Source organism: Rhodosalinus sp. 5P4, from assembly GCF_041365695.1.
Classification (GTDB): Bacteria; Pseudomonadota; Alphaproteobacteria; order Rhodobacterales; family Rhodobacteraceae; genus Rhodosalinus.
The window spans coordinates 115,160-141,828 of sequence record NZ_JBGFSJ010000008.1 but is presented as its reverse complement, the minus strand read 5'-3'; the positions used below and the strand labels follow the sequence as shown (position 1 = coordinate 141,828).

30 protein-coding genes and 1 tRNA gene are annotated in these 26,669 nt (G+C 70.1%); 22 read left to right on the top strand and 9 right to left on the bottom strand.

The genetic code is table 11. From position 1 onward, the window contains the following. Window positions 1–9: 9 nt before the first annotated feature. Entirely contained in the window at window positions 10–1,257 is a 1,248-nt protein-coding gene (locus AB6A69_RS15120; protein ID WP_371061389.1) for a malonyl-CoA decarboxylase, read from the bottom strand. Between the two features lie 293 nt (window positions 1,258–1,550). Here AB6A69_RS15120 and AB6A69_RS15115 point away from each other — a divergent pair, with 293 nt between their 5' ends. After that, window positions 1,551–1,748 (top strand): hypothetical protein, encoded by a 198-nt coding sequence (locus AB6A69_RS15115; protein ID WP_371055387.1) that lies wholly within the window; start codon window positions 1,551–1,553, stop codon window positions 1,746–1,748. 58 nt (window positions 1,749–1,806) lie between these two features. On the opposite strand, the gene AB6A69_RS15110 is transcribed toward AB6A69_RS15115, so the two are convergent. Next, window positions 1,807–1,882, bottom strand: a tRNA-Ala gene (locus tag AB6A69_RS15110). 104 nt (window positions 1,883–1,986) lie between these two features. Continuing rightward, window positions 1,987–2,307 (bottom strand): TIGR02300 family protein, encoded by a 321-nt coding sequence (locus AB6A69_RS15105; protein WP_371061388.1) that lies wholly within the window; start codon window positions 2,305–2,307, stop codon window positions 1,987–1,989. A gap of 102 nt (window positions 2,308–2,409) precedes the next feature. Here AB6A69_RS15105 and AB6A69_RS15100 point away from each other — a divergent pair, with 102 nt between their 5' ends. The 3 genes from AB6A69_RS15100 (at window position 2,410) to AB6A69_RS15090 (ending at window position 4,993) form a co-directional block, all read left to right on the top strand. Beyond that, a complete protein-coding gene (locus AB6A69_RS15100) occupies window positions 2,410–3,096 on the top strand; it encodes a M48 family metallopeptidase (protein ID WP_371061387.1) in 687 nt (228 codons plus the stop codon). A gap of 62 nt (window positions 3,097–3,158) precedes the next feature. Next, complete coding sequence (locus AB6A69_RS15095; RefSeq protein WP_371061386.1) at window positions 3,159–3,812, top strand: GntR family transcriptional regulator; 654 nt, start codon at window positions 3,159–3,161, stop codon at window positions 3,810–3,812. Continuing rightward, on the top strand, window positions 3,809–4,993 hold the full coding sequence (locus AB6A69_RS15090; protein ID WP_371061385.1) for a cation:proton antiporter: 1,185 nt from the start codon (window positions 3,809–3,811) through the stop codon (window positions 4,991–4,993). The genes AB6A69_RS15095 and AB6A69_RS15090 overlap by 4 nt, the downstream gene beginning before the upstream one ends. Before the next feature lie 87 nt (window positions 4,994–5,080). On the opposite strand, the gene AB6A69_RS15085 is transcribed toward AB6A69_RS15090, so the two are convergent. Next, window positions 5,081–6,043, bottom strand: a complete 963-nt coding sequence (locus tag AB6A69_RS15085) for an acetyl-CoA carboxylase carboxyltransferase subunit alpha (protein ID WP_371061384.1) — start codon at window positions 6,041–6,043, stop codon at window positions 5,081–5,083. 59 nt (window positions 6,044–6,102) lie between these two features. After that, entirely contained in the window at window positions 6,103–6,693 is a 591-nt protein-coding gene (locus AB6A69_RS15080; protein ID WP_371061383.1) for a LysE family translocator, read from the bottom strand. A gap of 72 nt (window positions 6,694–6,765) precedes the next feature. Here AB6A69_RS15080 and AB6A69_RS15075 point away from each other — a divergent pair, with 72 nt between their 5' ends. Beyond that, on the top strand, window positions 6,766–7,218 hold the full coding sequence (locus tag AB6A69_RS15075) for an Lrp/AsnC family transcriptional regulator (protein WP_371061382.1): 453 nt from the start codon (window positions 6,766–6,768) through the stop codon (window positions 7,216–7,218). An 81-nt stretch (window positions 7,219–7,299) separates the two neighbouring features. Here the strand turns inward: AB6A69_RS15075 and AB6A69_RS15070 are convergent, their stop codons facing one another. Further along, complete coding sequence (locus tag AB6A69_RS15070; RefSeq protein WP_371061381.1) at window positions 7,300–8,277, bottom strand: CoA ester lyase; 978 nt, start codon at window positions 8,275–8,277, stop codon at window positions 7,300–7,302. A gap of 393 nt (window positions 8,278–8,670) precedes the next feature. Here AB6A69_RS15070 and dgcN point away from each other — a divergent pair, with 393 nt between their 5' ends. Genes dgcN through AB6A69_RS15055 form a run of 3 tightly spaced genes read left to right on the top strand, consistent with a single transcriptional unit; the run spans window position 8,671 to window position 11,546 of the window. Then, a complete protein-coding gene (gene dgcN, locus AB6A69_RS15065; RefSeq protein WP_371061380.1) occupies window positions 8,671–9,672 on the top strand; it encodes an N-acetyltransferase DgcN in 1,002 nt (333 codons plus the stop codon). Window positions 9,673–9,704: 32 nt separating this feature from the next. Beyond that, on the top strand, window positions 9,705–10,670 hold the full coding sequence (gene dgcA / locus AB6A69_RS15060; protein ID WP_371061379.1) for an N-acetyl-D-Glu racemase DgcA: 966 nt from the start codon (window positions 9,705–9,707) through the stop codon (window positions 10,668–10,670). Window positions 10,671–10,685: 15 nt separating this feature from the next. Then, entirely contained in the window at window positions 10,686–11,546 is an 861-nt protein-coding gene (locus tag AB6A69_RS15055) for a D-amino-acid transaminase (protein ID WP_371061378.1), read from the top strand. A gap of 52 nt (window positions 11,547–11,598) precedes the next feature. Here the strand turns inward: AB6A69_RS15055 and AB6A69_RS15050 are convergent, their stop codons facing one another. Both AB6A69_RS15050 and AB6A69_RS15045 read right to left on the bottom strand, forming a co-directional pair. Next, window positions 11,599–11,913 (bottom strand): DUF1244 domain-containing protein, encoded by a 315-nt coding sequence (locus tag AB6A69_RS15050; RefSeq protein ID WP_371061377.1) that lies wholly within the window; start codon window positions 11,911–11,913, stop codon window positions 11,599–11,601. A gap of 14 nt (window positions 11,914–11,927) precedes the next feature. After that, window positions 11,928–12,674, bottom strand: a complete 747-nt coding sequence (locus AB6A69_RS15045; protein WP_371037991.1) for an N-formylglutamate amidohydrolase — start codon at window positions 12,672–12,674, stop codon at window positions 11,928–11,930. A gap of 115 nt (window positions 12,675–12,789) precedes the next feature. Between AB6A69_RS15045 and pyk the strand changes: the two genes are divergently transcribed. The 14 genes from pyk (at window position 12,790) to AB6A69_RS14975 (ending at window position 24,785) form a co-directional block, all read left to right on the top strand. Continuing rightward, entirely contained in the window at window positions 12,790–14,235 is a 1,446-nt protein-coding gene (pyk, locus tag AB6A69_RS15040) for a pyruvate kinase (protein ID WP_371061376.1), read from the top strand. A 35-nt stretch (window positions 14,236–14,270) separates the two neighbouring features. Beyond that, window positions 14,271–14,495, top strand: a complete 225-nt coding sequence (locus tag AB6A69_RS15035; protein ID WP_371037993.1) for a hypothetical protein — start codon at window positions 14,271–14,273, stop codon at window positions 14,493–14,495. A 105-nt stretch (window positions 14,496–14,600) separates the two neighbouring features. Beyond that, a complete protein-coding gene (gene rpmI / locus AB6A69_RS15030; protein ID WP_371055375.1) occupies window positions 14,601–14,801 on the top strand; it encodes a 50S ribosomal protein L35 in 201 nt (66 codons plus the stop codon). 12 nt (window positions 14,802–14,813) lie between these two features. Beyond that, complete coding sequence (gene rplT / locus AB6A69_RS15025) at window positions 14,814–15,179, top strand: 50S ribosomal protein L20 (RefSeq protein ID WP_371037995.1); 366 nt, start codon at window positions 14,814–14,816, stop codon at window positions 15,177–15,179. A gap of 194 nt (window positions 15,180–15,373) precedes the next feature. Then, window positions 15,374–16,483, top strand: coding sequence for a Hint domain-containing protein (locus AB6A69_RS15020; RefSeq protein WP_371061375.1), 1,110 nt, complete (start codon window positions 15,374–15,376; stop codon window positions 16,481–16,483). A gap of 59 nt (window positions 16,484–16,542) precedes the next feature. Further along, window positions 16,543–17,616, top strand: a complete 1,074-nt coding sequence (pheS, locus tag AB6A69_RS15015; RefSeq protein WP_371061374.1) for a phenylalanine--tRNA ligase subunit alpha — start codon at window positions 16,543–16,545, stop codon at window positions 17,614–17,616. A 151-nt stretch (window positions 17,617–17,767) separates the two neighbouring features. Then, window positions 17,768–18,085 (top strand): YecR family lipoprotein, encoded by a 318-nt coding sequence (gene yecR, locus AB6A69_RS15010; protein ID WP_371037999.1) that lies wholly within the window; start codon window positions 17,768–17,770, stop codon window positions 18,083–18,085. A 277-nt stretch (window positions 18,086–18,362) separates the two neighbouring features. After that, a complete protein-coding gene (locus tag AB6A69_RS15005; RefSeq protein ID WP_371038000.1) occupies window positions 18,363–18,884 on the top strand; it encodes a DUF6647 family protein in 522 nt (173 codons plus the stop codon). A 30-nt stretch (window positions 18,885–18,914) separates the two neighbouring features. After that, window positions 18,915–19,151 carry a phenylalanyl-tRNA synthetase subunit beta gene (locus AB6A69_RS15000; protein WP_371038001.1) on the top strand — a complete coding sequence of 79 codons (237 nt, stop codon included), beginning with the start codon at window positions 18,915–18,917 and terminating at the stop codon, window positions 19,149–19,151. A 142-nt stretch (window positions 19,152–19,293) separates the two neighbouring features. After that, on the top strand, window positions 19,294–20,169 hold the full coding sequence (locus AB6A69_RS14995; RefSeq protein ID WP_371038002.1) for a nitrilase-related carbon-nitrogen hydrolase: 876 nt from the start codon (window positions 19,294–19,296) through the stop codon (window positions 20,167–20,169). A 67-nt stretch (window positions 20,170–20,236) separates the two neighbouring features. Then, window positions 20,237–21,055: a sulfite exporter TauE/SafE family protein gene (locus tag AB6A69_RS14990; RefSeq protein ID WP_371061373.1), complete on the top strand. Its 819-nt coding sequence runs from the start codon at window positions 20,237–20,239 to the stop codon at window positions 21,053–21,055. A 120-nt stretch (window positions 21,056–21,175) separates the two neighbouring features. Then, complete coding sequence (gene pheT / locus AB6A69_RS14985; protein WP_371061372.1) at window positions 21,176–23,584, top strand: phenylalanine--tRNA ligase subunit beta; 2,409 nt, start codon at window positions 21,176–21,178, stop codon at window positions 23,582–23,584. Window positions 23,585–23,673: 89 nt separating this feature from the next. After that, window positions 23,674–24,318, top strand: coding sequence for a phosphoribosyltransferase (locus AB6A69_RS14980; RefSeq protein WP_371061371.1), 645 nt, complete (start codon window positions 23,674–23,676; stop codon window positions 24,316–24,318). Between the two features lie 20 nt (window positions 24,319–24,338). Continuing rightward, the gene (locus AB6A69_RS14975) at window positions 24,339–24,785 is read left to right on the top strand and encodes a YtoQ family protein (protein ID WP_371061370.1); all 447 of its coding nucleotides are present in this window, start codon (window positions 24,339–24,341) and stop codon (window positions 24,783–24,785) included. 117 nt (window positions 24,786–24,902) lie between these two features. Here the strand turns inward: AB6A69_RS14975 and AB6A69_RS14970 are convergent, their stop codons facing one another. Continuing rightward, the gene (locus AB6A69_RS14970; protein WP_371061369.1) at window positions 24,903–26,651 is read right to left on the bottom strand and encodes a SulP family inorganic anion transporter; all 1,749 of its coding nucleotides are present in this window, start codon (window positions 26,649–26,651) and stop codon (window positions 24,903–24,905) included. Window positions 26,652–26,669 lie beyond the last annotated feature (18 nt).

Genomic DNA, 26,669 nt, shown 5'->3' with positions numbered 1-26,669 from the left:
CTCTCCCTGTCAGGCGGCGGTCGTCTCGGACGCGGCGGCGAGGGCGCGGACCTCGCGCGCGGCGGCGACCTCCCGCGTGGCGGCGAAACGCTCGTGGTTCTGCGCCAGGGCATCGAGATCGTAAAGATAGTTCACCATGGTTCCGAAGGACTGCGCGCGGCCCTTGTCGGAGGTGTCGGCCTCGGCATGGACGGCATGCACCACCGCGCCGTTCCCGAGATGGAAGCGCGCCACCGGGTCGCGCGGCAGCCCGTCCTCGCGCTTCGCGGTCAGCAGGTAGCGCGCGGCGAGCCGGCGCAGCGCCTCGGGGTCGCCGCTCTGGACGGTCTGGCCGGTCTCTTCGACCCAGCGCGCGAGCCCGGGGATGGGCGAAAGCGTCACGAAGGTCTTCAGCGATGGCAGTTCCGCCGAAAGGTCCGCGGCAACCTGTTTGATGAGCGAATTGCCGAAGGAGATGCCGCCAAGCCCCGCCTGGCAGTTCGAGATCGAGTAGAACACCGCCGTGTCGGCCTTCGCCGAGGGAAGCGGCGCGCGGTCCTCCGCCAGAAGCGCCTGGATCGAGCCGGGAACGCCGGAGGTGAGCGCCACCTCGACGAAGATGAGCGGCTCGTCCGGCATCGCCGGGTGGAAGAAGGCGAAGCAGCGCCGGTCCGCCGGCGCGAGGCGGCGGCGCAGGTCGTCCCAGCTGTCGATGGCGTGCACCGCCTCGTAGGCGATGATCTTGTCGAGGATGTGCGCGGGGCTTTCCCAGTTGATCGGGCGAAGCACGAGGAAGCCGCGATTGAACCACGACAGGAAGAGGTGCCTGAAATCGAGATCCAGCGCCTCCAGCTCGGGGTCGCCCGCCCCGAGGCGCAGAAGGTCGGCGCGCATCCGCACGAGCCGGCCCGTCGCCCCGGGCGCCTGGTTCAGCCGGCGCAGAAACTCCTGCCGCGGCGCCTCGGCAGCGGCGACGAAGGCACGGTAGGTGGCCTTGCTTGGTTCGGCCTCGTAGGCCGCGAGCGCCGTGCGCACGGCGTCGGGCGTGATGTTCATGTCCCGTGCGAGGTGACCGAAGAAGGCGCGCTTCTCGGCGTCGTCCATCGCTTCGAAGCGGTTGAGGATATGCTGCGCGATGGCAAGGCCCGACACCTCCCCGGTCGCGCCGACGAGCGCCGAGGCGAGTTCCCCGGTGGACCGGTCGTCGCGGCCGAGCGGACGCGACGCCCGAAACCGGCGTTCGAAGATCGTGGAAAGAAGATCGGCAAAAAGCGTCATCTCAAGGGTTCCGTTGCGTGGCAGGTTTTCCCTGCGTCACCTGCAGGCGGAGGCGGCTTGCAGCCTGCCGCGCCGCGATCTAGGGGGATGGTGCGGCCGGCGGCCGGCAAGATCAACCCGATCCCGCATGGACCGACGGCGCCCCCCTGGACACGCGTGCGCGCAGCGCTAGCTCGCGCAGCGACGGAACAAGGGAAAAACCGATGGATGGACAAGATGTCTCGCCCGCCGCCACAGCGGCCGATTCCGCAGATTCGAGGACGGAGGCCCTGCGCCGTCGCCGCGAGCTCGCCATGGCGTCGATCGAGCGCGAGCGCCTGCGACGCGAAGCCGCGGGTTTCGTCGCGGGCGCCGCGATCATGAATTTCACCGCCGCCAACGAACCGGGATCCCTGCTGGCCCGCGCGGTCCATGCCAGCAAGCTATTCCTGATCGCCTTCGTCTGCGTCGCCCCGAACTACCTGGTCTGGAGGCTGCTGCTGGCGGGCTGATGCATGCCGCCCCCGTCGCCTGCGTTGCGGGCGGCGGGCCGGGCTGATTTCGGGGGATTGGTGGAGCCTACCGGGATCGAACCGGTGACCTCTTGCATGCCATGCAAGCGCTCTCCCAGCTGAGCTAAGGCCCCTTTGAGCGACGGTCGCTTCCGACCGTGCGCCGGTGTCTAGGCAAAGGCCGGGGCGGGATCAAGCGGAAAAATCCGCGGCCGCCACGACGCTTCCGCGATGGGCGTCAGCCCTCGTCGTCCTCGTTGGACACATCGGCGATATCGTCGAGAGAGACGTTGCTGTCCTCGTCGTCATCCTCGAGAACGTCGTCCCCCAGTTCGACGTCCACGTCGTCCTCCTCGATGACCGTGTCGTCGGTCTTCTTGGCCTTCGACTTCGCGGTGGCCTGGTCCTCCGCATCGGCCGCGATCATGCGCCCGCGGCTCTTGTCGAGCTCGACGACTTCGCCCGTGTAGGGGCTGACGATGGGATCGCGGTTGAGGTCGTAGAACCGTTTCCCGGTTGTCGGGCACACGCGCTTGACGCCCCATTCTTCCTTGGGCATGGAAATCCCTCGCAACTGCTCTTGCCGGTGACTCGGCGCTCCTGCCACAAGGCCGGGGGCGTGTCAAAGCCTTTGGCCGAGCGCGGAACGGAGATGGTGGATATGGGTGAGCACGTCCTTCCGGGCAACCCCCCGATCCAGCTCACGCTGCGCCACTCGGCGCGCGCGCGGCGCATCTCGTTGCGCGTCTCCTCCCTCGACGGGCGGGTGACGCTGACCCTGCCGCCCGGCGTGCGGGAAAGCGAGGCGCTGGCCTTCGCCCGCGACAAGGAGGGCTGGCTTCGCACGCATCTCGCAAGCCACCCCGGAACGCTCGACGTGTGCCATGGAACGGAACTGCCGGTGGAGGGCCGCCCGCTCGTCATCGCCGCCGGGACGGGCCGCTCGGTGCGGGCCGAAGCCGGACGGCTTCTCGTGCCGGGCGCCGAGGCCGACTGCGCGGCCCGCCTGCGCGGCTGGCTCAGGGCACTGGCGCGCACGCGCCTCGCACAGGCCTCGGACCGCTACGCGGCGGTCCTCGGCCGGCCCTATGCCGGTCTTGCCGTCCGCGACACGCGCTCGCGCTGGGGATCCTGCTCGGCGCGGGGCACGCTCAGCTATTCGTGGCGCCTGGTGATGGCGCCACCGGAGGTGCTGGACTACGTCGCGGCGCATGAAGTCGCGCACCTGGAGGAGATGAACCATTCGCGCGCCTTCTGGGCCGTGGTGGAACGGCTGCACGGCCCCTTCGACGGTCCGCGCCGCTGGCTGCGGCAGAACGGGGCCACGCTTCACCGCTACCGCTTCTGAACAGGCGGCAGGGGTGGAAAGCCGATTGACCCCCGCGGCGACCGTGATCACATTCCGGGTCGATGCTGCTGAACCCCCGACCCTCCGACGCGGCGCCGCCGGCCGCCCATGACCGCGTGTACCGCGGGCTGCGCACCCGCATCATGCACGGCCAGCTGGCGCCGGGCCAGGCGCTCACGCTGCGCGGCATCGGGCGGGAGTTCGATGTCTCGATGACACCCGCGCGCGAGGCGTTGCGGCGGCTCGTGGCGGAAGGCGCGCTGTCGATGTCCGCCTCCGGGCGCGTCGCCACCCCCGAACTGTCGAACGAGCGGATCGAGGAGCTGGCCGCGCTTCGCGCGCTTCTCGAGGTGGAGCTTGCCAGCCGCGCCCTGCCGCGCGCCCACATGGCGCTGATCGAGCGCCTTCAGACGATCAACACCGGCGTCGCCGAGGCCGTGGCCCGCCACGATGCCGTGGCCTATATCCGCGCCAACCTGGAGTTTCACCGGGCGCTCTACCTGCGCGCGCAGGCGCCGGCGATGCTGGCCATGGCAGAGACGGTGTGGCTTCAACTCGGCCCCACCATGCGGGCCCTCTACGGAAAGCTGCGGCGCAAGGAGCCGCCCCACTACCACCGGCTCATCATCGCAGCGCTCAAGGCGGGCGACGAACCGGGGCTGCGCCTCGCCGTGCGTTCGGACGTGACGCAGGGGCTGAAGATGCTCACGGCGTGACGGGCCACGGCGATCCCTCCGGCCTGGCGCCGCTTTTCGTGGCGCTCGGCGCGCTCTTCCTCTCGGGTCTGGTCGCGGATGCGCTGGGCCAGCGCACCTCGCTGCCGCGTGTCACGCTGCTTCTGGGGATCGGGATCGTTGCGGGCGGGTCGGGGCTCGACCTGATCCCGGCCGCCGCCCGCGAGGCGTATTCCTTTCTCTCGGTCACGGCGCTCAGCCTTGTCGCCTTCCTTTTGGGCGGCACGCTGAAGCGCGAGACGCTCGCCGCCCACGGCCGTTCGATCCTGCTGATCTCGCTTGCCATCGTGGTGGTCACCGTCCTGGGTGTCGGCGCGGGCCTATGGGCGCTCGGCCTGGCCCCCGGGGTCGCACTGGTTCTGGGCGCGATCGCGACGGCGACCGATCCCGCGGCCGCGACCGACGCGATCAACCAGTCCGGCGCCAAAGGCGGCTTCGTCGACACGCTGCGGGGCATCGTCGCCATCGACGACGCCTGGGGCATGCTGACCTTCGCGCTCGCCGTGGTGGCGGCGAAGGCGCTCGCCGGCGCGGCAGGCGGCGAGATGCTGCTTGAGGCCGCTTGGGAGATCGGCGGCGCGCTCGCCCTCGGGCTGGCGCTCGGCCTGCCCGGCGCCGTGCTCACCGGACGGCTGAAGCCCGGGGAGCCCTCCCTGACCGAGGCGCTCGGGCTCGTGTTCCTGGCCGCGGGGCTGTCGCTCTGGCTCGAGGTCTCGTTCCTGCTTACCGCGATGACGGCGGGCGCGGCGATCGTGAACCTCGCGCGTCACCACGAGCGGGCGTTCCACGAGATCGAGCATGTGCAGTGGCCCTTCATGATCCTGTTCTTCGTGCTCGCGGGCGCCTCGCTCGAGATCGGGAAGCTCCTGGCGCTGGGCGCGCTCGGGGCGGGCTATGTCGCGCTGCGGATCGCCGCGCGTCTCGCCGGCGGCTGGGCCGGCGGATGGCTCGCCGGCGCGTCGGCGCGGGACCGCGCGCTTTACGGCCCCGCCCTGCTGCCCCAGGCCGGGGTGGCGGTGGGCATGGCGCTCGTGGCCGCGCAGGAGTTTCCCGAGGCGGCGGACACGATCCTCACGCTGACGATCGGGACGACGGTGCTTTTCGAGCTGATCGGCCCGGCCGTCACGGTCTGGGCGGCCCGTCGCGCCCGGGACGAGGGCTAGGCCATCCGGCGCAGGCTGTCGCGACTCGTGCGGGTGCCGCGCGACCGGCGGATGCCGCGCGTGCGGTTCTGGCGGAAGCGATGCCGCTCAGGCGGCGAGGCCGCGGGCCCCCATGTCGAGGAACTTCTGCCGGCGGTCGGTGCGCAGCTTGTCGCGATCCTGCCCGTCGAGCTCTGCCAGCATCTCGCGGAGTGATGCGCCCACCGCGTCGATCGAGGCGCCTGCATCGCGGTGCGCCCCGCCCAGCGGCTCGGGAACGATGCGGTCGATCACCCCGAGCTTCAGCAGGTCCTGCGCCGTCAGCCGAAGCGCCTCGGCCGCCTCGCGCATCTTTTCCGCGTCCTTCCAGAGGATCGACGCGCAGCCCTCGGGCGAGATCACGGAATAGACCGAATGCTCCAGCATCGCCACGCGGTTCGCCGTGGCGAAGGCCACCGCGCCGCCCGAGCCGCCCTCGCCGATCACGACCGAGACGAGCGGCACGCCGAGCCTCAGACAGGCCTCGGTGGAGCGGGCGATCGCCTCGGACTGGCCGCGCTCCTCCGCGCCCTTGCCGGGATAGGCGCCGGGTGTGTCGACCAGCGTGACCACCGGCAGGCCGAAGCGATCCGCCAGGTCCATCAGCCGGATCGCCTTGCGGTAACCCTCGGGCCGGGCCATGCCGAAATTGCGTTCTAACCGGGATTTGGTGTCGAAGCCCTTCTCGTGGCCGATCACCATCACCGGCCGGTCGCCGAGCCGCCCGAGCCCGCCGATCACGGCATGGTCATCCGCGAAGTTGCGGTCGCCCGCGAGCGGCGTGAACTCCTCGAAGAGACGGCCGACGTAATCGATGCAGTGCGGCCGCTGCGGGTGGCGCGCCACCTGGCATTTCCGCCAGGGCGTCAGGTCCTTGTAAAGCTGGGCGAGCATGGCCGCGGCCTTGCGGTCGAGCGCGACGGCCTCCTCCTCGACATCCATGCCTTCGGACGTCCGCGCGAGCGCGCGCAACTCCTCTGCCTTGCCCTCGATCTCGGCAAGCGGTTTCTCGAAATCCAGATAATGGGTCATCGGGCGTCCTCGCTAGCGGCGTGTATGCCGACCGCTGCGGCCGGATGCAATGCGCTGGATCAGAGAAGAACCGGCAGCATTGACGCGATCAACAGCACCGCCATGACCCGGTTGAAGACCCGCAACCGGCGCAGATCGGCCATCAGGCGTCGCGCGGCGGTGCCCAGCGTCACCCAGGCAAGCGCGGACAGGGTGCCGAGCGCCGCGAAGACCCCGGCGATCCAGAGGGTGGAGGAGAGATCGCGCTCGGCCGCGTAAAGCGTGATGGCCCCGAGCGCCATGGACCACGCCTTGGGATTGACCCACTGGAACCCCGCCGCCTGGAAGAACCCCAGCGGCCGGGCGTCGGTCTGCGCCTCGGGCGGCGGGGCGGCATGCGCGATCTTCCACGCGAGCCAGAGGATGTAGGCGACCGAGAAGACCGTCAGCAGCGTGTAGGCGGTCGGCCAGAGGTCGAAAAGCTGCATGACGCCCAGCCCCACGGGAACGATCATCAGCGGGAAGCCGAACGCCACCCCCGCCAGGTGCGGAAGCGTGCGCCGCAGGCCGAAATTCGCGCCCGATGCCATGAGCATCAGGTTGTTCGGCCCCGGGGTGAAAAGCGTCGCGCCGGCGAAAAGGGCGAGGGCGAGAAGGATATCGGGCGTCATGGCACAATACTTCGCCACATTTCGCGGCGATAAATTGCAATCATGCAGCGCAAGACGGTATAGACGCAATTCATGACCGAGTTGGACGACATTGACCGCCGGATATTGCGTGAACTGACCTGCGACGGCCGGATCAGCAATCTCGCCCTGGCGGAGCGGGTCGGCCTGTCGCCCTCCGCCAACTTGCGCCGGGTGGCCGCGCTCGAGAAGGCGGGCGTGATCGCGGGCTACCGCGCCGTGCTGTCGCCGGAAAAGACCGGGATCGGTTTCGTCGCCTACGTGACGGTCGGGCTCAACCACCACACGAAGTCGAGCCAGGACGCCTTCGAACGCGCCATGGCCCGCGCGCCGGAGGTCCGCGAATGCCACAACATCACGGGCGCGGTGGAATATCTGCTGCGGGTCGAGGTGCCGGACCTGCCCGCCTACAAGCGGTTCCACACCGACATCCTGGGCGCCCTGCCGCAGGTGCAGACCCTGCAGACCTACGTGGTGATGGCATCGCCGAAAGACGAAAGGGGCTGACGGAAGGACGCGCCACCCGGCGCGTCTGCCCGGGCGCAGGGGCGCCCGGGCGGGCCTTCGAGGTGCGCCTTCTAGTGCGGTCTACTGCGCCTCGATCAGTTCGGACTGGCGCACGATCACCTCGGCCTGCTTGATCGACGCGATGTCGATGAGCTTGCCGTTGTAGGTTACAGCACCCTTGCCCGCGGCTTTCGCCTCCTCCATGGCGGCGATGATGGCGCGGGCGTTGTCCACCGCGGCCTGCGAGGGGGTGAAGATCTCGTTGGACAGCTCCACCTGGCTGGGATGGATCGCCCATTTGCCGACGCAGCCCAGCGTCGCCGAGCGCAGCGCCTGCGCCCTGAACCCGTCGGGATCCGAGAAATCCCCGAAGGGTCCGTCCACCGGCAGGAGGCCATGCGTCCGGCAGGCCGCGACGATCGCCACCAGCGGATAGTGCCACGGATCGGCGTAATGCCTCTGGCGGGCGCCGTCCCCCTCTTTGGGCGACAGCATGTAGTAGTTGTCCTGCGTCCCGCCGATGTGGGTGGTCGCCATGCCCATGTAGGCGGCGTAGTCCGCGGGTCCCAGGTGCAGCGACTCCATCCGCGGGCTCGCCGCCGCGATCTCCTCGACATGAGCGAGGCCCGCCGCCGTCTCGATGATCGCTTCGAACCCGATGCGCTTGTCCTTGCCGCTGGCGGCCTCGACGGCCGTCACCAGCGCATCCACGGCATAGATGTCGCCCTCGCACCCCGCCTTCGGGATCATGACGGCATCGAGCCGCCCGTTCGTCTGCTCGAGCAGGTCCACCACGTCGCGATACCAGTAGGGCGTGTCGAGCCCGTTGATCCGGACGCTCAGCGTCTTCTTGCCCCAGTCGAGGCCGTTGATCGCCTCGACGACGTTCGCGCGCGCCTTGTCCTTGTCGTCGGGCGCCACGGAATCCTCGAGATCGAGGTTGATGACGTCGGCCGCGCTCGCCGCCATCTTCTCGAAGAGTTCCGGGCGCGAGCCCGGGCCGAAGAGCTGGCAGCGATTGGGGCGCGCGGGCGGCTGAGGGGGGATGCGGAAGCTCATGGGCGGGTCCTCGTCTGATGTCACTGTCCGTCCGCCCCGGGGCTAGACAATCGGCCCCTCGCGCGCAAGACGCTTTCGCCGGAGAGGCCGCGCGCGACGCGATCTTGCGCGAGCGCGGGCGACCCGCCACCGGACCGCGGGCGCGGCCCGACGCGCGGCCGGACTGGCGCACGCGCTTAGCGACGCCATTTCCCCAAGGGGCGGCTATCGTCGGCCGACCGCCGCCGCAATCGAAGGAAGTGATCCCTGGTGCTGCGAAGGGCGGAGCATCCTGCGCGGAATCGGGGTAATTTTTCGAAGAACCTTGCGTCCGGCCCCTTTCAGTCTTCAGCTTTGCAATGCAATTGCTTCAGCCCGCGGTAAGGTGGCAGAACGAAGGACGGGAGGCCCGCGATGATCGAAACACCCTATCTGCTCTTCCTTGGCGACGCTCCGGATCCGCTGGCCGCGAAGGTGGCGCAGGGCATCAAGGACTGGCGTCCCGAGAACGCCGTCGGCCAGTACCGGATGGAGGGCTGCAAGGCCGATCTCGGCCTCGAGGACATGGATCTCGCGGCTGCGAGGGCCGCCGGCGCGAAAACGCTCGTGATCGGCGTGGCCAACCGCGGCGGCGTGATCTCGAAAGCGTGGAAGAAGGTGCTGGTGACCGCGCTCGAGGAAGGGTTCGACCTCGCCTCGGGGTTGCACAACCTGCTGCGCGACGAACCCGATCTCGTGGCGGTGGCCAAGGCCACGGGCCGCGCGCTCCACGACGTGCGCGTGCCCGAGGTGAAGTATCCCATCGCCGACGGCAAGACGCGCACGGGCAAGCGCGTGCTCGGCGTCGGCACCGACTGCTCGGTGGGCAAGATGTATACCGGGCTCGCGATCGACGCGGAGATGCGCGCGCGCGGCATGAAATCGAGCTTCCGCGCCACCGGCCAGACCGGCATCCTCATCACCGGCGACGGCGTGCCGCTCGACGCGGTGGTGGCCGATTTCATGGCCGGCGCGGTGGAATGGCTCACCCCCGACAACGACACCGACCACTGGGACGTGATCGAAGGGCAGGGCAGCCTGTTCCATGTCAGCTATTCCGGCGTCACGCTGGCGCTCGTCCATGGCGGTCAGCCGGATGCGCTGATCCTGTGCCACGAACCCACGCGCCAGCACCTGCGCGGCCTGCCCGATTACGCGGTGCCGAGCCTCGAAGCGCTGCGCGACACGGCGCTGCCGCTCGCCCGCGTTGCCAATCCGGCCTGCGAGGTGGCGGGCGTGTCGGTGAACACCCAGCACATGGGCGAGGACGAGGCGCGCGATTACTGCGCGAAGGTCGAGGCGCGCATGGGCCTGCCCACGGTCGATCCGTTCCGCCACGGCGCGGGCCGTCTCGTGGACGCGCTCGCCGCCATCTGACGGCGGCGCGCCCGCGGAAAGGAGCCGGACCCTTGGCCATCGAAACCAGCCGCGACGTGTTCCCGCTCGCACAGGCGTTCACCATCTCGCGCGGCTCGCGCACCGAGGCGCGGGTTCTGACCGCGCGGGTGACGCGGGCGGACGCGACCGGGTGGGGTGAATGCGTGCCCTACGCGCGCTACGACGAGACGCTGGAGAGCGTGGAGGCCGAGATCGCCGGCCTGCCCGACGGCATCGACCGTGCGGCCCTGCAAGAGGCGCTGCCCCCCGGCGCGGCGCGGAACGCGGTGGACTGCGCGCTTTGGGACTGGGAGGCGAAGCGCGCCGGAAGGCGCGTCTGGGACCTCGCGGGATTGCCCGCGCCCGGCCCGGAGATCACCGCCTACACGCTCTCGCTCGACACGCCGGAGGCGATGGAGGCGCAGGCCGCGCGACACGCGCATCGCCCGCTTCTGAAGATCAAGCTCGGCACGCCCGAGGACATGCCGCGCGTCGAAGCGGTGCGGCGGGGCGCGCCGCGGTCGCGGATCATCGTGGACGCCAACGAGGGCTGGAGCGCCGAGGTCTACGCCGATCTCGCGCCGCATCTCGTGCGGCTCGGCGTGGAGATGGTGGAGCAGCCCCTGCCCGCCGGAGAGGACGACGCGCTCGCCGGCATGGCGCGCCCGCTGCCCGTCTGCGCCGACGAAAGCTGCCACGACAGGGCGAGCCTGCCCGCGCTCGCGGGCAAGTACGACATGATCAACATCAAGCTGGACAAGACAGGCGGCCTGACCGAGGCGCTCGCTCTGCGCGACGCGGCGCGGCAGGCGGGCTACGGCATCATGGTGGGCTGCATGGTGGGCTCCTCGCTCGCCATGGCGCCCGCGGTTCTGGTGGCGCAGGGTGCGGCGGTGACGGATCTTGACGGGCCGCTTCTTCTGGCAGAGGACCGCGCCGCGCCGCTCGCCTACGACGAGACCGGCGTGCACCCGCCCGCGCCCGCCCTCTGGGGCTGACAAAGGAGACTGCCCATGCGCACCGTTTACGTGAACGGCGACTACCTGCCCGAGACCGAGGCGAAAGTGTCGGTCTTCGACCGTGGCTTCCTTTTCGCGGACGGGGTCTACGAGGTGACGAGCGTGCTCGACGGCAAGCTGATCGACTTCGACGGCCACGCCGCGCGGCTGGACCGGTCGCTCACCGAGCTTTCCATGTCCTCGCCGGTGGACCGCGACGAGCTGCTGGAGATCCACCGCGAACTGGTGCGCCGGAACGGCATCGAGGAGGGGCTGGTGTATCTCCAGATCACGCGGGGCAATCCGGGAGACCGCGATTTCGCCTTTCCCGACGCGGAAGAGACGGCGCCGACCGTGGTGCTCTTCACGCAGTCGAAGCCCGGCCTCGCGGAAAGCCCGCAGGCCGAAACCGGCCTCAAGGTGATCTCGATCGCCGACATTCGCTGGGGGCGGCGCGACATCAAGACGGTGCAGCTGCTCTACCCGTCGATGGGCAAGATGATGGCGAAGGCCGCGGGCGCCGACGACGCCTGGATGGTCGAGGACGGCAAGGTGACCGAGGGCACCTCCAACAACGCCTACATCGTCAAGAACGGCAAGATCGTCACGCGGCATCTGGGCAACGAGATCCTCCACGGCATCACCCGCGCCGCCGTGCTGCGTTTCGCCCGCGAGGCGCAGATGGAAGTGGACGAGCGCGGTTTCACCCTCGAGGAGGCGAAAACGGCCGACGAGGCATTCGTGACCTCGGCCTCGGCCTTCGTCATGCCGGTGGTGCAGATCGACGACGAGACGCTGGGCGACGGCACGCCGGGTCCCGTCGCGCGGCGCCTGCGCGAGATCTACCTCGAGGAAAGCCGGAAGGCCGCGATCTGATCGGCCACGCGGGCCGGGGTGCAGGCGCCCGCCGCCGGCGGGCCGGGCGGTCTCAGCCCCTGTCGCCCACGTTCTCGGCGAAACTCTTTTCAAAGGCGGCCTGCGTCTCCGCGTCCGCCTCCGTCTGGTTCCGCGCCTTCCAGTCGGCATAGGGCATGCCGTAGAAAACCTCGCGGGCCTCTTCCTTGCCCATCTCGATGCCGCGCTCAGCGGCGGCCTCCTGATACCAGCGCGACAGGCAGTTGCGGCAGAACCCGGCGAGGTTCATCAGGTCGATGTTCTGCACGTCGGGCCGGTCCTCCATGAGGTGCCGGCGGAGCCGGCGGAAGGCGGCGGCCTCGAGTTCGATGCGGGTCTGGTCGTCCATGGGGTCCTCCTCGGTCACGCCGGAAGCTGGGCTTCGGCAAGCGCCGCGTCAAGCATGGGCGCGAGGCGGGCCGCCCAGCCCCGCTGCTCCGCCTCGGTGCGGATGATGTCGTTGCGAAGCTCGATCAGCACGTTGAGCCTGCCCTCGGCCAGCGCGTGCCGCGCGATGGAATCCCCCGGAAGATGCCCGCCATAGGGCTGGTTCCGCCCGACGCAGAGGTCCGGCTCCGCCATCAGCCGCGCGATCACGGGATCGGCGAGCCGCCGGTCGTGCCCGTGCAGCACGCCCACATGCCAGGGCCGGGGCGGGCGCCCGCGCAGCTGGCGCGTGTAGGAATGGATGGCCACGATCACCGTGTCCGGGCGCCGCGCGGCCAGCCCGGCCAGCGCGGCGTGGTAGGGCCGGTGGAAAAGGTCGAGCCGGCGCTCCACCTCCGCCGCGTCGGCGCGGCGGTTCGCCGGGATGATCGTGCCGTCGTAGAGCTTCATCAGAAGCGTCGGATCGTCCTCGCCGCGGTTGGGATCGATCACGAGGCGCGAGAAGTTCGACAGGATCGCGGGCGCGCCCAGCGCGTCGGCCAGCGCGCGCGAGAGCCCCGCGGCGCCGGGGTCGTAGGCGATGTGGCGCGCCATCTCCTCGGCGGGCAGGCCCAGGCAGCCGCCATTCACGCTTTCGGGCACCGTGTTCGCCGCGTGATCGCAGGTCACGAGCCAGCGGCTCTCCCTCGCCGCGCCATGAACATGGAAGGGATGATATGTCATTTCCGCGTCACCTTGCCGGGCCATTGCATAGGACAGTTGCGGGCGGAAGTGAAATGCCCATGATGCGCCGCGACGCGACGGGCATGCCCGGCCCGGTCCGGTTGAAGGAAACCCCATGAGACGCCTGCGCAACGTCAAGATCGTCGCCACGCTTGGCCCGGCCTCGAGCGATCACGCCCGCATCCGCGCGCTGCACGAGGCCGGCGCCGACGTGTTCCGCCTCAACATGAGCCACGGCACCCACGAGGAGATCGCGGAGCGTCACCGCATCATCCGGCAGGTGGAAAAGGAGCTCGACAGCCCCATCGGGATCCTCGCCGACCTGCAGGGGCCGAAGCTGCGGGTCGGGACCTTCGCGGACGGCGAGGTCGAGCTTGCCGAGGGCGCGCGGTTTCGCCTCGACCTCGACGCGGCGGAGGGCGACGCCACGCGGGTGCGGCTGCCGCATCCCGAGATCTTCGCCGCGCTCGAACCGGGCGCGCAGCTTCTCGTGGATGACGGCAAGGTGCGCCTCCGGGTCGAGGATTGCGGCGCGGATTTCGCCGACTGCACGGTGATCACCGGCGGCACGGTCTCGAACCGCAAGGGCGTCAACGTGCCCGACGTGGTGCTGCCCCTGGCCGCGCTGTCCGACAAGGATCGGGCCGACCTGGAATTCGTCTGCGCGCTCGGCGTCGACTGGCTCGCGCTGTCCTTCGTGCAGCGCCCCGAGGACGTGATCGAGGCGCGGCAGCTCGTCCAGGGCCGCGCGGCGGTGCTGTCGAAGATCGAGAAACCCGCCGCGGTGCGCTGCATCGACGACATCATCGCCGCCTCGGACGGGATCATGGTGGCGCGGGGCGATCTGGGCGTGGAACTGCCGGTGCAGAACGTGCCGCCGATCCAGAAGCGGATCGTCCGCAAGTGCCGCGCCGCCGCGAAACCCGTGATCGTGGCCACGCAGATGCTGGAAAGCATGATCGAAAGCCCGATGCCCACGCGCGCCGAGGTCTCGGACGTTGCCACCGCGATCTACGAGGGGGCGGACGCCATCATGCTCTCGGCGGAGAGCGCGGCGGGGCAGTACCCGGTGGAGGCGGTGACGACAATGGACGCGGTCGCCCGCGAGGTGGAAAGCGATCCGACCTACACCGAGATCATAGAAGCCTCCCGGGTGGCCCGGCGCGAAAGCATCGCCGACGGCATCGTCGCGGCGGCGCGCGAGATCGCGGAGACCACCGAGATCAAGGCCATCGCCTGTTTCACCCAGTCGGGCACCACCGCGCTTCTGATCGCGCGCGAGCGTCCGCGCGTGCCGATCATCGCCATGACGAACCTGCGCGGCGTGGCGCGGCGCCTCGCGCTGACCTGGGGGACGCATTGCGTGATGACGGCCGAGCTCCACCGTTTCAAGCAGGCCGTCGTGAATGCCGCGCGCGCGGCGCGGGCGGCCGGCTATGCCGACGGCGACGACCAGATCGTCGTCACCGCGGGCGTGCCGTTCAACGTCCCCGGCACCACGAACATCCTGCGCGTGGCGCCCTGCGACGAGCGTTTGATCTACAAGTCCGATCCGGAGTAGCCTTCCCCTGCGGAAAGCCAGCGGAGGCGCGCGCCATGGACGCCGACACGGCGTTGGTCATCGGGCTTGGAATCGGGGTGTTCGCCATTCCGGCCATGGTCTCGGCCTATTCGGAAAGGCGCGTGTCGCGCGTGGCCATGCTCGCCCTGCTGGGGGCGGGCGGGCTCGTGGTCTGGGCGCTCGCGCAGAAGCCGGGCGGCTACAGGCTGGCCGACGTGCCCGAGGCGGTGATCGCCGTCATCGGCCGGGTGCTTCAGTAGCCCTTGCCAGCGGCGCGCGCGGCCTGTAAAAGGCGCGCTCGCACCGCGCGGCCGGCCGGAACGGCATGCCGAGTCGCGCGCTCACCGACCCTGAAGGAGACGGAAATGCCGAAGCTCAAGACGAAGTCGAGCTGCAAGAAGCGGTTCAAGGTGACGGCCTCGGGCCGGATCAAGTTCCAGCCGGCGGGCAAGCGCCACGGGATGATCAAGCGGACGAACAAGTTCATCCGCAACGCCCGCGGCACGGACGTGATGTCGAAGGCTGACGAGCAGATCGTCAAGCCGATGATGCCCTACCAGCGCTGAGGAGGATTCGGGATGTCGAGAGTCAAGGGCGGAACCGTCACCCACGCGCGCCACAAAAAGGTCATCAAGGCCGCAAAGGGCTATTACGGCCGGCGCAAGAACACCTTCAAGGTGGCCAAGCAGGCCGTCGACAAGGCCAACCAGTACGCCACCCGCGACCGCAGGAACCGCAAGCGCAGCTTCCGCGCGCTCTGGATCCAGCGGATCAACGCCGCGGTGCGCGCCCATGACGAGGCGCTGACCTACTCGCGCTTCATCGACGGGCTGAACCGCGCCGGGGTCGAGGTGGACCGCAAGGTGCTCGCCGATCTCGCCGTGCGCGAGCCGCAGGCCTTCGGCGCCATCGTCGAGAAGGCCAAGGGCGCGCTGGCGGCCTGATCGCCGCGGGAGGAAAGGCGACGCACCGCCCGTAACGCACGGGCAACAAACTGGTGCCATGATCGGGGCGCAGGCTTTCACAGGCCCGCGCCCCTTTGCTATGGAACGCGCAGGGCAGGGAAGCCGGACAACGAAACCGGTGCGTCCGGCCGCACGCGGTCACCGCCGCGACGGCTGGCAGGAGCAGGCATCAGATGCCGAATTATTCGGTCTGGGCGCTTGGCGCGTCCAACATCACGGTCAGCGGCGGCAAGTCGCTCAGCGGCGTCACCCAGGGCGACGGCACGCATCTGGTGGGCGAGACGATCCGCCTCGATTCGCGCGCCTGGCAGGAAACGCGCATCGGCGACAACGACACCACCTTCGACGACAACGACGGCAACCAGGTCCTGCGCGGGAACCAGAGTTTCGACGGCACGTCCTATTCCAACAACACGGTGGTGGAGGGCGAGTATCGCCTCACCCTGCGCAACGAGGCGACCGGCGAGGAATGGGACGTCGTCGGCTACAACATCAACGAGCCGGGGCAGTCGCCCGCCTATGGCACGGTCGAGGGGCTGGCCTTCGTCGGCGATCCCGGGGCCTTCCCGCCCGCCGGGGTCGATCTGCGCGTGGTCGGCGCCTTCGAGGGGCCGGGCTTCGCCGGGGAGCCCACGACCGAGGCCGGCGACCTGGTCTCGCCGATCTGCTTCGCCGCCGGCACCCGGATCGCCACCCCCGACGGGGAGGTTCCCGTCGAGAAGCTGCGGCCCGGCGATCCGGTGCGCACCGCGGCGGGGCAGGTGCGCCCGCTGCGGCTTTGCCTGTCGCGATGCGTTCGGCCCGAGGCCTTCGCGCAGGAGCCGCGCCTGCGCCCCGTGCGGATCGAGGCCGGTGCGCTCGGCGGCGGCCTGCCGCACCGGACGCTGCGCGTCTCGCGACAGCACCGGATGCTCGTCACCTCGCCGATCGTCCGGCGCATGTTCGGAACATCCGAGGTCCTGATCCCGGCCGTGCGCCTGCTCGGCCTGCCCGGCATCCGCAGCGAGACGCCCGCCGGGGCGCTGACCTATGTCCACCTGGTGCTCGACCGTCACGAGGTGATCCTGGCCGAGGGGGCTCCGAGCGAAACGCTCTTGCTGGGGCCCGAGGCCGCGCGCCGGCTGGAACCGGCGGCGCTGCGGGAGCTCGAGCTCATGTTCCCGGGCGTCACCGTCACGCGTCTGTGCGATCCGGCGCGCCCGATCCCCGCCGGTCACCGCCAGCGCGGCCTCGTGCGGCGGCATCGCCGGAACGGCATGGCGCTGACGGGCCTGCCCGCCTGAGCCGCTTGCGCCGCCGCGGACCGCCCGCTAGGTAGACCGCGCAATTCCCGGGGGGCGGCATGGACGATCTGCGCGAGACATACCTCAACGCCATCGCGGAAGCGGCTGACGAAGCCGCGCTCGAGGCGCTGCGCGTCCAGGCCCTGGGCAAGAAGGGCGAGATCAGCCTGAAGATGCGCGAGCTGGGCAAGATGAGCCCCGAGGAGCGCCAGGTCGCGGGCCCGGCGCTCAACGCGCTGAAGGACGAGATCAACGCGGCGCTGGCCGCCAAGAAGGCCGCGCTCGCCGACGCCGCGCTCGACGAGCGGCTGCGCGCGGAATGGCTCGACGTGACGCTGCCCGCCCGCACCCGGCGGCACGGCACGATCCACCCGATCGGCCAGGTGACCGAGGAGGTCACCGCCATCTTCGCCGACATGGGCTTCTCGGTGGCCGAGGGCCCGCAGGTGGAAAGCGACTGGCACAATTTCGACGCGCTCAACATCCCAGGCCACCATCCCGCGCGGGCGGAGATGGATACCTTCTACATGCACCGCGCCGAGGGCGACGACCGACCCCCCCACGTGCTGCGCACTCACACCTCGCCGGTCCAGATCCGGGCGATGGAGATGGCGGGCGCGCCGCTCCGGGTGATCTGCCCGGGGCGCGTCTACCGTGCCGACTACGACCAGACACACACGCCCATGTTCCACCAGGTGGAGGGGCTCGCGATCGACCGCGACATCTCCATGGCGAACCTCAAATGGGTGCTGGAGGAGTTCGTGCGCGCCTTCTTCGAGGTGGAGGAGGTGGAGCTGCGCTTCCGCGCCTCGCACTTCCCGTTCACCGAGCCCTCGGCGGAGGTGGACATCCGCTGCTCCTGGGAAGGCGGCCAGCTCAAGGTCGGAGAGGGCGACGACTGGCTGGAGATCCTCGGGAGCGGCATGGTCCACCCCAAGGTGCTGATGGCCGGCAACATCGACCCGGCCTACTGGCAGGGCTTCGCCTTCGGCATGGGCATCGACCGCATCGCCATGCTGAAATACGGCATCCCCGACCTGCGGGCCTTCTTCGACAGCGACCTGCGCTGGCTCCGCCACTACGGCTTTGCCGCGCTCGACGTGCCGACGCTGCATGGCGGATTGAGCCGGTAAGGCGGGCTCGTTTCACCGCGGAACGTCGCGCGCTTCGGCTTCCTGAATTAACCCTCTGTTAGCACATTCCCGCGACGGTGATGGCGACGGTTGTCGCATCCGCCTGACGATCGCGCCGTCATGTCTTGTTGCGCCATGAGCCGAGGGAAAGATGAACTGGACCAGAATACTTGTCGCCGTGCCGTTCCTTGTCGCTGCCTGCACGGAGGTTACCAAGGTTCCGGTTCCCACGGCCGGCAGTCGTGCCGACGCGAACGTCGTGTTGTCTTACCAGCAATCCTCCTACGAGATGGTCACGCCCGACTGGGAGGCCGCACAAGGGTCCGCGGATGCGCGCTGCCGCGCATGGGGCTACAGGAAAGCCGAGCCGTTCGAAGGCACCAACACGCAGTGCCAGGCTTTCGACGGTTGGGGCAATTGCATGATGTCGACGGTATCCAGAACCTACCAGTGCCTCGGGCGCGGATAACGCGCCGCATCGCGGTCACAGCTGGGGCGCGGCGTTGCCGCTGGGCACCCCGCGACCGCGGCGAGACGCCCGGACGCGGAACGGCAAGGCCCGGCTTTCCGGCCGGTGTCCCGCTCCGACCGGCTCATCCCCGCATCACGTGCGCCGGCGTCGGCGTCGCGTCCTTCGAGGAACGTGCAACAGGGTCGCGATGGGGCGGGACATGAACCCGACCGCGTTGAGAGGGGCTGAAACCGGGCGATGACGCACGGGGCGAGGTCCGGTATCCTGCCGACCCATGCATACTGCCCTTCGCGCCTTCGCGGTCCTAGCCGTCCTTGCGGCACCGTTCCCTGCCAATGCGGAGATCGTGCCGGAGCGCGAGGACTGCATGCGCCCCTCGCCCGGCCTCGTCGCCGGGCTGTTCGACTGGATCGGGGCGGCGTCGGGCTACGAGGTGGCCGGGGTGAAGACGGACCCGCCGGCCATCTTCTTCTGTGACGAGGGCGACGTGCTGGACTATCCCGGCGGCAACGCGCTCGTGGAGCCCGGGGAGCGCGGTGTCTACGACTACGAGGCCCGGGTGATCTATCTCGTGGGGCCATGGGATCCCGCAAACTTGCGACAGCGCTCCGTCCTGCTGCACGAGCTCGTCCACGACGTGCAGTTCGCCAACCGCGCCTGGCAGTGCCCCAACGCCACGGAGTGGGAAGCCTACAAGCTGCAGGAAGCATGGATGGCCGAGCAGGGCCTCGTGGCGGAATTCGACTGGCTTCAGATCTGGTTCTGGTCGAAATGCGGGCAAACCCCGCACCCCTGACGCGGCGCGCCGGCGCGCTACCCTCCCTATATGCGCATTCTTCTCGCAATCGGCGTCGTCGTGCTCGTGATCCTGGGAAATGTCGGGCTCTGGACGTCGCCCCACGTGCCGCCGGAACTGAAGGCGGAGCTGACGCGGATCAACGTCCTGGCCTGGGCCGTCGTGCTTCTGCCGGCCGGCGCGGTGGCGCTCTGGCTGCGTGCGCACCGGCGCGACCGACAGGACCGGGCCGCCAGGGACGACGGACAGGCGCCGAAAAGACAGTGACGCCGCCCGCCCCCCGCGCCGCGGCGCGTGCCCCTTGACGCGGCGCACCGGCCGGCCCCCGCGCCCGCCGCACGCGGACCATGCTTGACCCGGGTCCCGGCCCGCGCCAAGGGGGGCCGGTCCGCACGACACCGGAGGCGCCATGACCCGCACGCTCACCATCGCCGCCGCGCAATGCGCGAGCCATATCGGCGATCTCGAGGCCAATTTCGCCGAGCATCGCCGCTGGGTCGAAGAGGCCCGCGCGGCGGGGGCGGAGCTTCTGGTCTTCCCCGAGCTCAGCCTCGTCGGGCATTACGGGGCCGAGCGGCTTCTCGACATCACCATGAAACGAGACGACCCCCGCCTGCTGGAGCTGAGCCGCGCCGCGGGCGACATGATCGTGGTCGCCGGTTTCATCGAGGAGGGGCCGGCGGCGCAGTTCTACAACGCGGCGGGCGTCTACAGGGGCGGGCGCTGCATCTACCTGCACCGCAAGATCAACCTGCCCTCCTACGGCAAGCTGATCGAGACGAAGTACTACGCGCAGGGCCGCTTCGTGGACACCCATGCCATCGACGAGGACTGGCGGCTGGGGCTGCTCATCTGCGCCGATCTGTGGAACCCGGCACTGACGCATCTTGCGTTCCTGCATGGCGCGACGCTCCTCGTCTCGCCGATCTCGTCCGGCGTGGAAGCCGTGGGCGAGGGCTTCGACAACCCGGCGGGCTGGGCGGCCACAATGCATTTCTACTCGATGATGTACGGCGCACCCTCGGTCATGGTGAACCGCGTGGGCCCCGAGCTCGACCTGACCTTCTGGGGCGGCTCGCGCATCCTCGGGCCTTTCGGCGAGGCGCTCGCCGTGGCGGGATCCGAGCCCGAACTCATCACCGCCGAGGTCGACTACGGCGAGGTGCGCCGCGCCCGGGCGCTTCTGCCCACGGTGCGCGACAGCAACATCGGCCTCGTCGCGCGCGAGACCGACCGCCTGCTCGACCGGCTTGGCGTGCCGGACATCATCCGCGAAGAGGATTGAGGGCGCGGTCTCGGACCTCGCTGGATGCGGGAGACCGCCCTCCCCTCGAACACGAAAGGCCGGCGGCATGAACGAACGCAGGGGCGTCAAGACCGGTGGGACCGCGCCGCGCAACATGCCGGCCGCCTTCGGGGGTGGCGCGGTGATCGGCATCCTCGGCGGGCTGATCGGCCTCGGCGGGGCGGAGTTCCGGCTTCCCCTGCTGATCGGCCTGTTCCGGTTCGCCGCCCTCGAAGCGGTCATTCTCAACAAGGCCGTCAGCCTTATCGTCGTGGCGAGCGCCCTTCCGTTCCGGGCCGGGTCGGTGCCCTTCGCGGAGATCGCGGCCAACTGGCCGATCGTCGTCAACCTCCTGGCCGGCAGTCTGGCGGGCGCCTGGCTCGGTGCGGGGTGGGCGACGCGGCTGCGCTCCGAAACGCTTTACCGGGTGCTCGCCGTGCTGCTCGTGCTGATCGCGGGAGTGCTGCTTCTGGGCCATGATCCGTCGGCGCGGGGCCCCCTCCTTTCTGGGCCGCCGCTGATGGCCGCCGGCCTCGCGGCGGGTTTCGGCATCGGGGCCGTGGCGTCGCTGATGGGGGTCGCCGGTGGCGAGCTTCTGATCCCGACGCTTGTGCTGCTCTTCGGGGCCGACGTGAGGCTGGCCGGATCGCTCTCGCTCGTCGTCAGCCTGCCGACGATGCTGATGGGGTTCGCTCGCTACAGCCGGGACCGCAGCTTCGCCGTCCTCGGGCGGAACAAGGGCTTCCTTCTGTGGATGGCCGCCGGGTCGATCCTCGGCACGTTTCTCGGCGGCCTTCTCCTCGGGATCGTCCCCGGCAGCGTGCTTCTTCCGGTGCTGGCGGCCATCCTGCTCCTCTCCGCGGTCAAGGTGTGGCGCCACGGGTAGAGCGAACGCGAGTGGCCCAGGCCGGGCGCGCCGGCCGCGGGCGGGTAGCGCCCCTTCCCCCCCGCCGGCGGATGGGCTATGCCCGCCCGCGACCGCGCGGGATCCGAGGGACGCTTCACGATGAAATTCACGCTCTCCTGGCTCAAGGACCATCTCGAGACCACGGCCACGGTGGCCGAGATCGCCGAGGCGCTCACCGATCTCGGGCTCGAGGTCGAGGAGGTTTCGGACCCGGCGACGCGGCTGGCCGGGTTCACGCTCGGCCATGTTCTCTCGGCCGAGCAGCACCCAGACGCCGACCGCCTTCGGGTCTGCCGGGTGCAGACCGACCTGGGCGAGAAGCAGATCATCTGCGGTGCGCCCAACGCGCGCGCCGGCATCGCCGTGGTGGTGGCCCATCCCGGCACCTACGTCCCCGGCATCGACACCACGATCCAGGTGGGCAAGATCCGCGGCGTCGAGAGCGAGGGCATGATGTGCTCCGAGCGCGAGATGGAACTCTCCGACGAGCATGACGGCATCATCGAGCTTTCCTCGGGCGAGGTGGGCGAGAGCTTCGCCGACTGGCTTGCCGCGCATGATCCGGCGAAGGTGGACCCGGTGATCGAGATCGCCATCACGCCCAACCGCTCCGACGCGCTGGGCGTGCGCGGCATCGCGCGCGACCTGGCCGCCCGGGGGCTGGGGCGTCTTCGCGAGCGCGTCATCGACCCGGTTCCGGGCGAGTTCCCGTCGCCCATCGGCGTGCGGATCGAAAAGGATACGCTGGATGGCTGCCCGCTTTTCGCGGGTCGCGTGATCCGGGGCGTGAAGAACGGGCCGTCGCCCGCCTGGCTTCAGGCGCGCCTGCGCGCCATCGGGCTGCGCCCGATCTCGGCCCTGGTGGATATCACCAACTTCTTCACCTTCGACGCGAACCGCCCGCTGCACGTCTTCGACGCCGACAAGGTGACGGGCGACCTGCGGGTCCACCGCGCCCGGGGCGGCGAGACGCTGACCGCGCTCGACGAGAAGACCTACACCCTGCCCGCCGGCGCGATGGTGATCTCCGACGACGCCGGCCCGGAAAGCATCGCCGGCATCATGGGCGGCACGGCGACCGGCTGCACCGAGGAAACGGTGAACGTGTTCGTCGAAAGCGCCTTCTGGGATCACGTGCAGATCGCCTCGGCCGGGCGCGCGCTCAGGATCAACTCCGACGCGCGCTACCGCTTCGAGCGCGGCGTGGATCCCGAGTTCACGCTGCCGGGGCTCGAGGCCGCGACGCGGATGATCGTGGATCTTTGCGGCGGTGCGCCGTCCGGGGTGGTCGTGGCGGGCGAGGTTCCCGATCACGCCCGCGCCTACCGTCTCGACCCGGATCGCGTACGCTCCCTCGTGGGGATGGAGATTTCCGAAGCGCAGCAGCGCCAGACCCTGACCGCGCTCGGCTTCCGGCTGGACGGCGACATGGCGCATGTGCCGCCCTGGCGTCCCGACGTCGGCGGCGAGGCCGACCTCGTGGAGGAGGTGGCGCGCGTGGCCAGCCTCACGAAACTCGAGGGCAAGCCGCTGCCACGCCCCGCCGCGCGGGTGACGAAGCCTGTGCTCACGCCGCTTCAGCGCCGGGAACAGGCCGCGCGCCGGGCCATGGCCGCGCTCGGCTACAACGAATGCGTGACCTACAGCTTCATCGACCGGGAGGCCGCGCGCCTCTTCGGCGGGGGCGGCGACGGCACGCGGCTGGAAAACCCGATCTCCTCCGAGATGAGCCACATGCGTCCCGATCTGCTGCCGGGCCTCTTGCGGGCGGCCGCCCGCAACCAGGCGCGCGGCTTCTCCGATCTGGCGCTCTTCGAGGTCGGACCGGCCTTCGGGGGCGGCGAGCCGGGGGAACAGCACCTGCAGGCGGCCGGGCTGCTCGTGGGGCGCACGGGCCCCAGGGACGTGCACGGCGAAAACCGCCCGGTGGACCTCTTCGACGCCAAGGCCGACGCCGAGGCCGTGCTGGCCGCGATCGGCGCCCCGGCCCGGATGCAGATCTTCCGGGACGGCGCGGGCTGGTGGCATCCGGGCCGGCACGGGCGGCTCTGCCTCGGGCCGAAGAAGACGCTGGGCGCCTTCGGGGAACTGCACCCCAAGGTCCTTGAGACGCTCGACATCAAGGGGCCTGCGGTCGCCTTCACGGTCTGGCCCTCCGAGGTGCCCCAGCCGCGCAGGGCGGGCGCCGCACGGCCGGCGCTGCACCTTCACGACCTGCAGGCGGTGGAGCGCGATTTCGCCTTCGTGGTCGACGAGAGCGTCGCCGCGGGGGATCTCGTGACCGCGGCGCAGGGGGCCGACAAGACGCTGATTTCCGAGGTGCGCGTCTTCGACGAGTTCTCGGGCCCGAAGGCCGAGGCGCAGATGGGCGCGGGCAAGAAGTCCGTTGCGCTGACCGTGCGGCTGCAACCCTTCGAGAAGACGCTCAAGGACGCCGAGATCGAGTCGGTGGCCCGGCGCATCGTCGAGAAGGTGGCCAAGGCCACGGGCGGCACGCTGCGCAGCTGAGCCGCCCGCGCGGGTGGCCCGCGGCGCGCTTTCATGCTTTGATGCCCGGGCGATCCACGCAGCGCGAGACCGCCCGGGAGGGGATGTTCATGTTCAGCGACCGGACCGACGCCGGTGAAAGGCTGGCCGACGCCGTGGCGAAGGCAGAACCGGCCCATCCGGTCGTGCTCGCCCTGCCGCGGGGCGGGGTGCCGGTGGCCCTGCCCGTGGCCCGCGCGCTCGACGCGCCGCTCGACCTGCTGCTCGTGCGCAAGATCGGCATGCCCGGCCAGCCCGAACTCGCCGCCGGCGCGCTGGTCGAGGGCGACCCGCCGGAGGCGGTCTACAACGCGGAGATCCTGCGCCTCTCCGGGCTGTCGGAGGACGATTTCGCGAAGCAGGTCGCGGAAAAGACCGAGGAGATCGCCGAACGCCGGCGGCTCTGGCTGGAAGACCGCGCGCCGGTCCCGCTGGAGGGCCGCACCGCGGTGGTCGTGGACGACGGCATCGCGACGGGCGCGACCGTGCGCGCGGCGTTGAGCGGACTGCGCGCCCGGGGGCCGGGATCGGTCTGGCTTGCCGTGCCGGTGGCGCCCGCGGACACGCTGCGGGCGCTCCGGCCGCTCGCCGACCGGGTGATCTGCCTTTCGACGCCCGCGGATTTCCAGGCCGTCGGGCTTCACTACCGGCGGTTCGGGCAGGTTTCCGACGCCGAGGTTGCGGAGCTGATGCGGCAGGACGACAGCGAAGAGTGAACGAGAACGGAGGCGAACGGATGCTCAATGTCCATCTTTCCGGCGAGATCCATACCGACTGGCGCGACCGCATCGTCGACGCCGCGCGGGGGCTCGACGTGTCTTTCACCGCACCCGTGACCGACCACGCGGCGAGCGACGATTGCGGCGTGGCGATCCTCGGCGCGGAGCCCAACAAGTTCTGGCACGACCGCAAGGGCGCGATGCTGAACGCGATCCGGACGCGCACCGAGATCGAGCGGGCGGATGTCGTGGTGGTGCGCTTCGGCGACAAGTACAAGCAATGGAACGCCGCCTTCGACGCGGGCTATGCCGCGGCGCTCGGCAAGCCGCTCGTGATCCTGCAGCCGCCCGAGCACGATCACGCGCTCAAGGAGGTGGACGCCGCCGCCCTCGCCGTGGCGCGCGAACCCGAGCAGGTCGCGGACATCCTGCGCTACGTACTGACGGGACGCCTGCCGGGCTGACGGGCGTTCGGGAGCGGCCGCGCCTTCGGCGCGACGCTGTCCAGGCGGCTGCCTTCGTCAGCCGCGGCCTCCGGCGGGAGTATTTGGGCCAAGAAGAAGGTCAAGGACCGTCCGTCCTCACTCCGCCGCCCCGCGCCCGCTGTCGGGCGCGAGCGCCGCGATGGCGTCGTGCTGCGAAAGGAATACCCGGCCGGTCAGGTCGTGCAGGAAATGGCTGCGCCTGAGGCGGTCCATCACCGGGCCCTTCACCTCGCTCAGATGGAGCTTGATCCCGAGGCTCGCCAGGCGGTCGTTGATGGCCTCGAGGCTTTCGAGCGCGCTCATGTCCACCGCGTTCACCGCCGAGAACATCAGCACGACGTGGCGGATCGCGTCGTCGCCCACGACCCGGTCGTAGACATGGTCCTGGAGAAACGCGGCGTTGGCGAAATAGAGGCTTTCGTCCACGCGAAGCGTGACGATCGAGGGATGCGTTTCGACCTCGTGGCGCAGGATGTTGCGGAAATGCTGGGTGCCGGGCACGCGGCCCACCTCGGCCACGTGCGGGCGCGAGGTCTTGTAGAGGTGGAGCGCCACCGAGATCACCACGCCCGCGGAGACGCCGATCTCGACCCCGAGGCCGAGGGTGAGCAGGATGGTGGCGGCGACGGCGGCGAAATCCACCTTCGAATAGCCCCAGGCCTTTCGCAGGATCGACAGGTCCACGAGGCTGAGCACTGCCACGATGATCGTCGCGGCGAGCGTGGCCTTGGGCAGGAAGTAGAGCAGCGGCGTGAGCAGCAGCGCGGCGAGAAGGATGCCCACGGCCGTGAACGCTCCCGCCGCGGGCGTCTCGGCGCCCGCGTCGAAGTTCACCACGGAGCGCGCGAAGCCGCCGGTGACCGGGTAGCCGCCGGAGAAGGCCGCGGCGAGGTTCGCGGTGCCGAGTCCGACCAGTTCCTGGTCGGGCAGGATCCTCTGCCGGCGCTTGGCGGCCAGGGTCTGCGCGACCGAGACGGATTCCACGAAGCCGATGATCGAGATCAGCAGTGCGGGGACGAGCAGTTGGCCCAGCAACTCCGCGTCGAGCATGGGCACGGTCAGGGGCGGCACCCCGGTGGGCACCTCGCCCACGATCGCGACCCCGCGCGTGTCGAGGCCGAACCCCCAGACAAGGAGCGTGGTGACCGCGACGGCGGCGACGGGACCGGCCTTGGCCAGCACGCCCGCGAGGCGGGGGCCGAGGCCGGCGCGGGCCAGAAACGGCCGCAGCCCCTTGCGGACCCAGAAGAGGAACCCGGTGGCCGCCGCGCCGATGGCGAGGGTGTAGGGATTGGTGTTGCCCAGGTGAGCGAGAAGCGAGCCCGCCGTTTCGACCAGCGTGTGGCCTTGCGCCTCGATCCCGAGAATGTGCTTGAGCTGTGAGGCCGCGATCAGGATCCCGCTCGCCGTGATGAAGCCCGCGATCACCGGATGCGACAGGAAATTGGCCAGGAAGCCGAGGCGCAGCACGCCCATCACGGTGAGGATCGCGCCCGAGAGGAACGCGAGCGTGATCGCTGCGGCGGCGTATTCCGCGGGATCCTGAAGCCCCAGGTTGCCGATCGCCGCTGCGGTCATCAGCGACACGACCGCGACGGGCCCGACCGCGAGGGCCCGCGAGGTGCCGAAGATCGCGTAGGCCACGAGCGGCAGGATCGAGGCGTAAAGGCCCATCTCGGGCGGCAGCCCGGCGAGCAGCGCATAGGCGAGCGACTGGGGAATGAGCATGATGGTCACGATGACCGCCGCCACCAGGTCGGAGGTGAGCGTCTCGCGGTCGTAGTGTCGCGACCAGTCGAGGATCGGCAGATGGCGTGCTAACGCGGCGCGGGCGGGTCGTGCCATGGGGTCCTCCGGAGGCCG

Coding starts and splice junctions, on each gene's coding strand:
- AB6A69_RS14995 (WP_371038002.1), top strand. CDS start 19,294: ATGACCCGCACGCTCACCATCGCCGCCGCGCAATGCGCGAGCCATATC.
- rpmI (WP_371055375.1), top strand. CDS start 14,601: ATGCCGAAGCTCAAGACGAAGTCGAGCTGCAAGAAGCGGTTCAAGGTG.
- pheS (WP_371061374.1), top strand. CDS start 16,543: ATGGACGATCTGCGCGAGACATACCTCAACGCCATCGCGGAAGCGGCT.
- AB6A69_RS15095 (WP_371061386.1), top strand. CDS start 3,159: ATGCTGCTGAACCCCCGACCCTCCGACGCGGCGCCGCCGGCCGCCCAT.
- AB6A69_RS15070 (WP_371061381.1), bottom strand. CDS start 8,277: ATGAGCTTCCGCATCCCCCCTCAGCCGCCCGCGCGCCCCAATCGCTGC.
- AB6A69_RS15115 (WP_371055387.1), top strand. CDS start 1,551: ATGGCGTCGATCGAGCGCGAGCGCCTGCGACGCGAAGCCGCGGGTTTC.
- AB6A69_RS15050 (WP_371061377.1), bottom strand. CDS start 11,913: ATGGACGACCAGACCCGCATCGAACTCGAGGCCGCCGCCTTCCGCCGG.
- AB6A69_RS15055 (WP_371061378.1), top strand. CDS start 10,686: ATGCGCACCGTTTACGTGAACGGCGACTACCTGCCCGAGACCGAGGCG.
- pheT (WP_371061372.1), top strand. CDS start 21,176: ATGAAATTCACGCTCTCCTGGCTCAAGGACCATCTCGAGACCACGGCC.
- AB6A69_RS15105 (WP_371061388.1), bottom strand. CDS start 2,307: ATGCCCAAGGAAGAATGGGGCGTCAAGCGCGTGTGCCCGACAACCGGG.
- pyk (WP_371061376.1), top strand. CDS start 12,790: ATGAGACGCCTGCGCAACGTCAAGATCGTCGCCACGCTTGGCCCGGCC.
- AB6A69_RS15080 (WP_371061383.1), bottom strand. CDS start 6,693: ATGACGCCCGATATCCTTCTCGCCCTCGCCCTTTTCGCCGGCGCGACG.
- AB6A69_RS14975 (WP_371061370.1), top strand. CDS start 24,339: ATGCTCAATGTCCATCTTTCCGGCGAGATCCATACCGACTGGCGCGAC.
- yecR (WP_371037999.1), top strand. CDS start 17,768: ATGAACTGGACCAGAATACTTGTCGCCGTGCCGTTCCTTGTCGCTGCC.
- AB6A69_RS15100 (WP_371061387.1), top strand. CDS start 2,410: ATGGGTGAGCACGTCCTTCCGGGCAACCCCCCGATCCAGCTCACGCTG.
- AB6A69_RS15120 (WP_371061389.1), bottom strand. CDS start 1,257: ATGACGCTTTTTGCCGATCTTCTTTCCACGATCTTCGAACGCCGGTTT.
- AB6A69_RS15075 (WP_371061382.1), top strand. CDS start 6,766: ATGACCGAGTTGGACGACATTGACCGCCGGATATTGCGTGAACTGACC.
- AB6A69_RS15035 (WP_371037993.1), top strand. CDS start 14,271: ATGGACGCCGACACGGCGTTGGTCATCGGGCTTGGAATCGGGGTGTTC.
- rplT (WP_371037995.1), top strand. CDS start 14,814: ATGTCGAGAGTCAAGGGCGGAACCGTCACCCACGCGCGCCACAAAAAG.
- AB6A69_RS14990 (WP_371061373.1), top strand. CDS start 20,237: ATGAACGAACGCAGGGGCGTCAAGACCGGTGGGACCGCGCCGCGCAAC.
- AB6A69_RS14970 (WP_371061369.1), bottom strand. CDS start 26,651: ATGGCACGACCCGCCCGCGCCGCGTTAGCACGCCATCTGCCGATCCTC.
- AB6A69_RS15085 (WP_371061384.1), bottom strand. CDS start 6,043: ATGACCCATTATCTGGATTTCGAGAAACCGCTTGCCGAGATCGAGGGC.
- AB6A69_RS15000 (WP_371038001.1), top strand. CDS start 18,915: ATGCGCATTCTTCTCGCAATCGGCGTCGTCGTGCTCGTGATCCTGGGA.
- dgcN (WP_371061380.1), top strand. CDS start 8,671: ATGATCGAAACACCCTATCTGCTCTTCCTTGGCGACGCTCCGGATCCG.
- AB6A69_RS15005 (WP_371038000.1), top strand. CDS start 18,363: ATGCATACTGCCCTTCGCGCCTTCGCGGTCCTAGCCGTCCTTGCGGCA.
- AB6A69_RS15020 (WP_371061375.1), top strand. CDS start 15,374: ATGCCGAATTATTCGGTCTGGGCGCTTGGCGCGTCCAACATCACGGTC.
- AB6A69_RS15045 (WP_371037991.1), bottom strand. CDS start 12,674: ATGACATATCATCCCTTCCATGTTCATGGCGCGGCGAGGGAGAGCCGC.
- AB6A69_RS14980 (WP_371061371.1), top strand. CDS start 23,674: ATGTTCAGCGACCGGACCGACGCCGGTGAAAGGCTGGCCGACGCCGTG.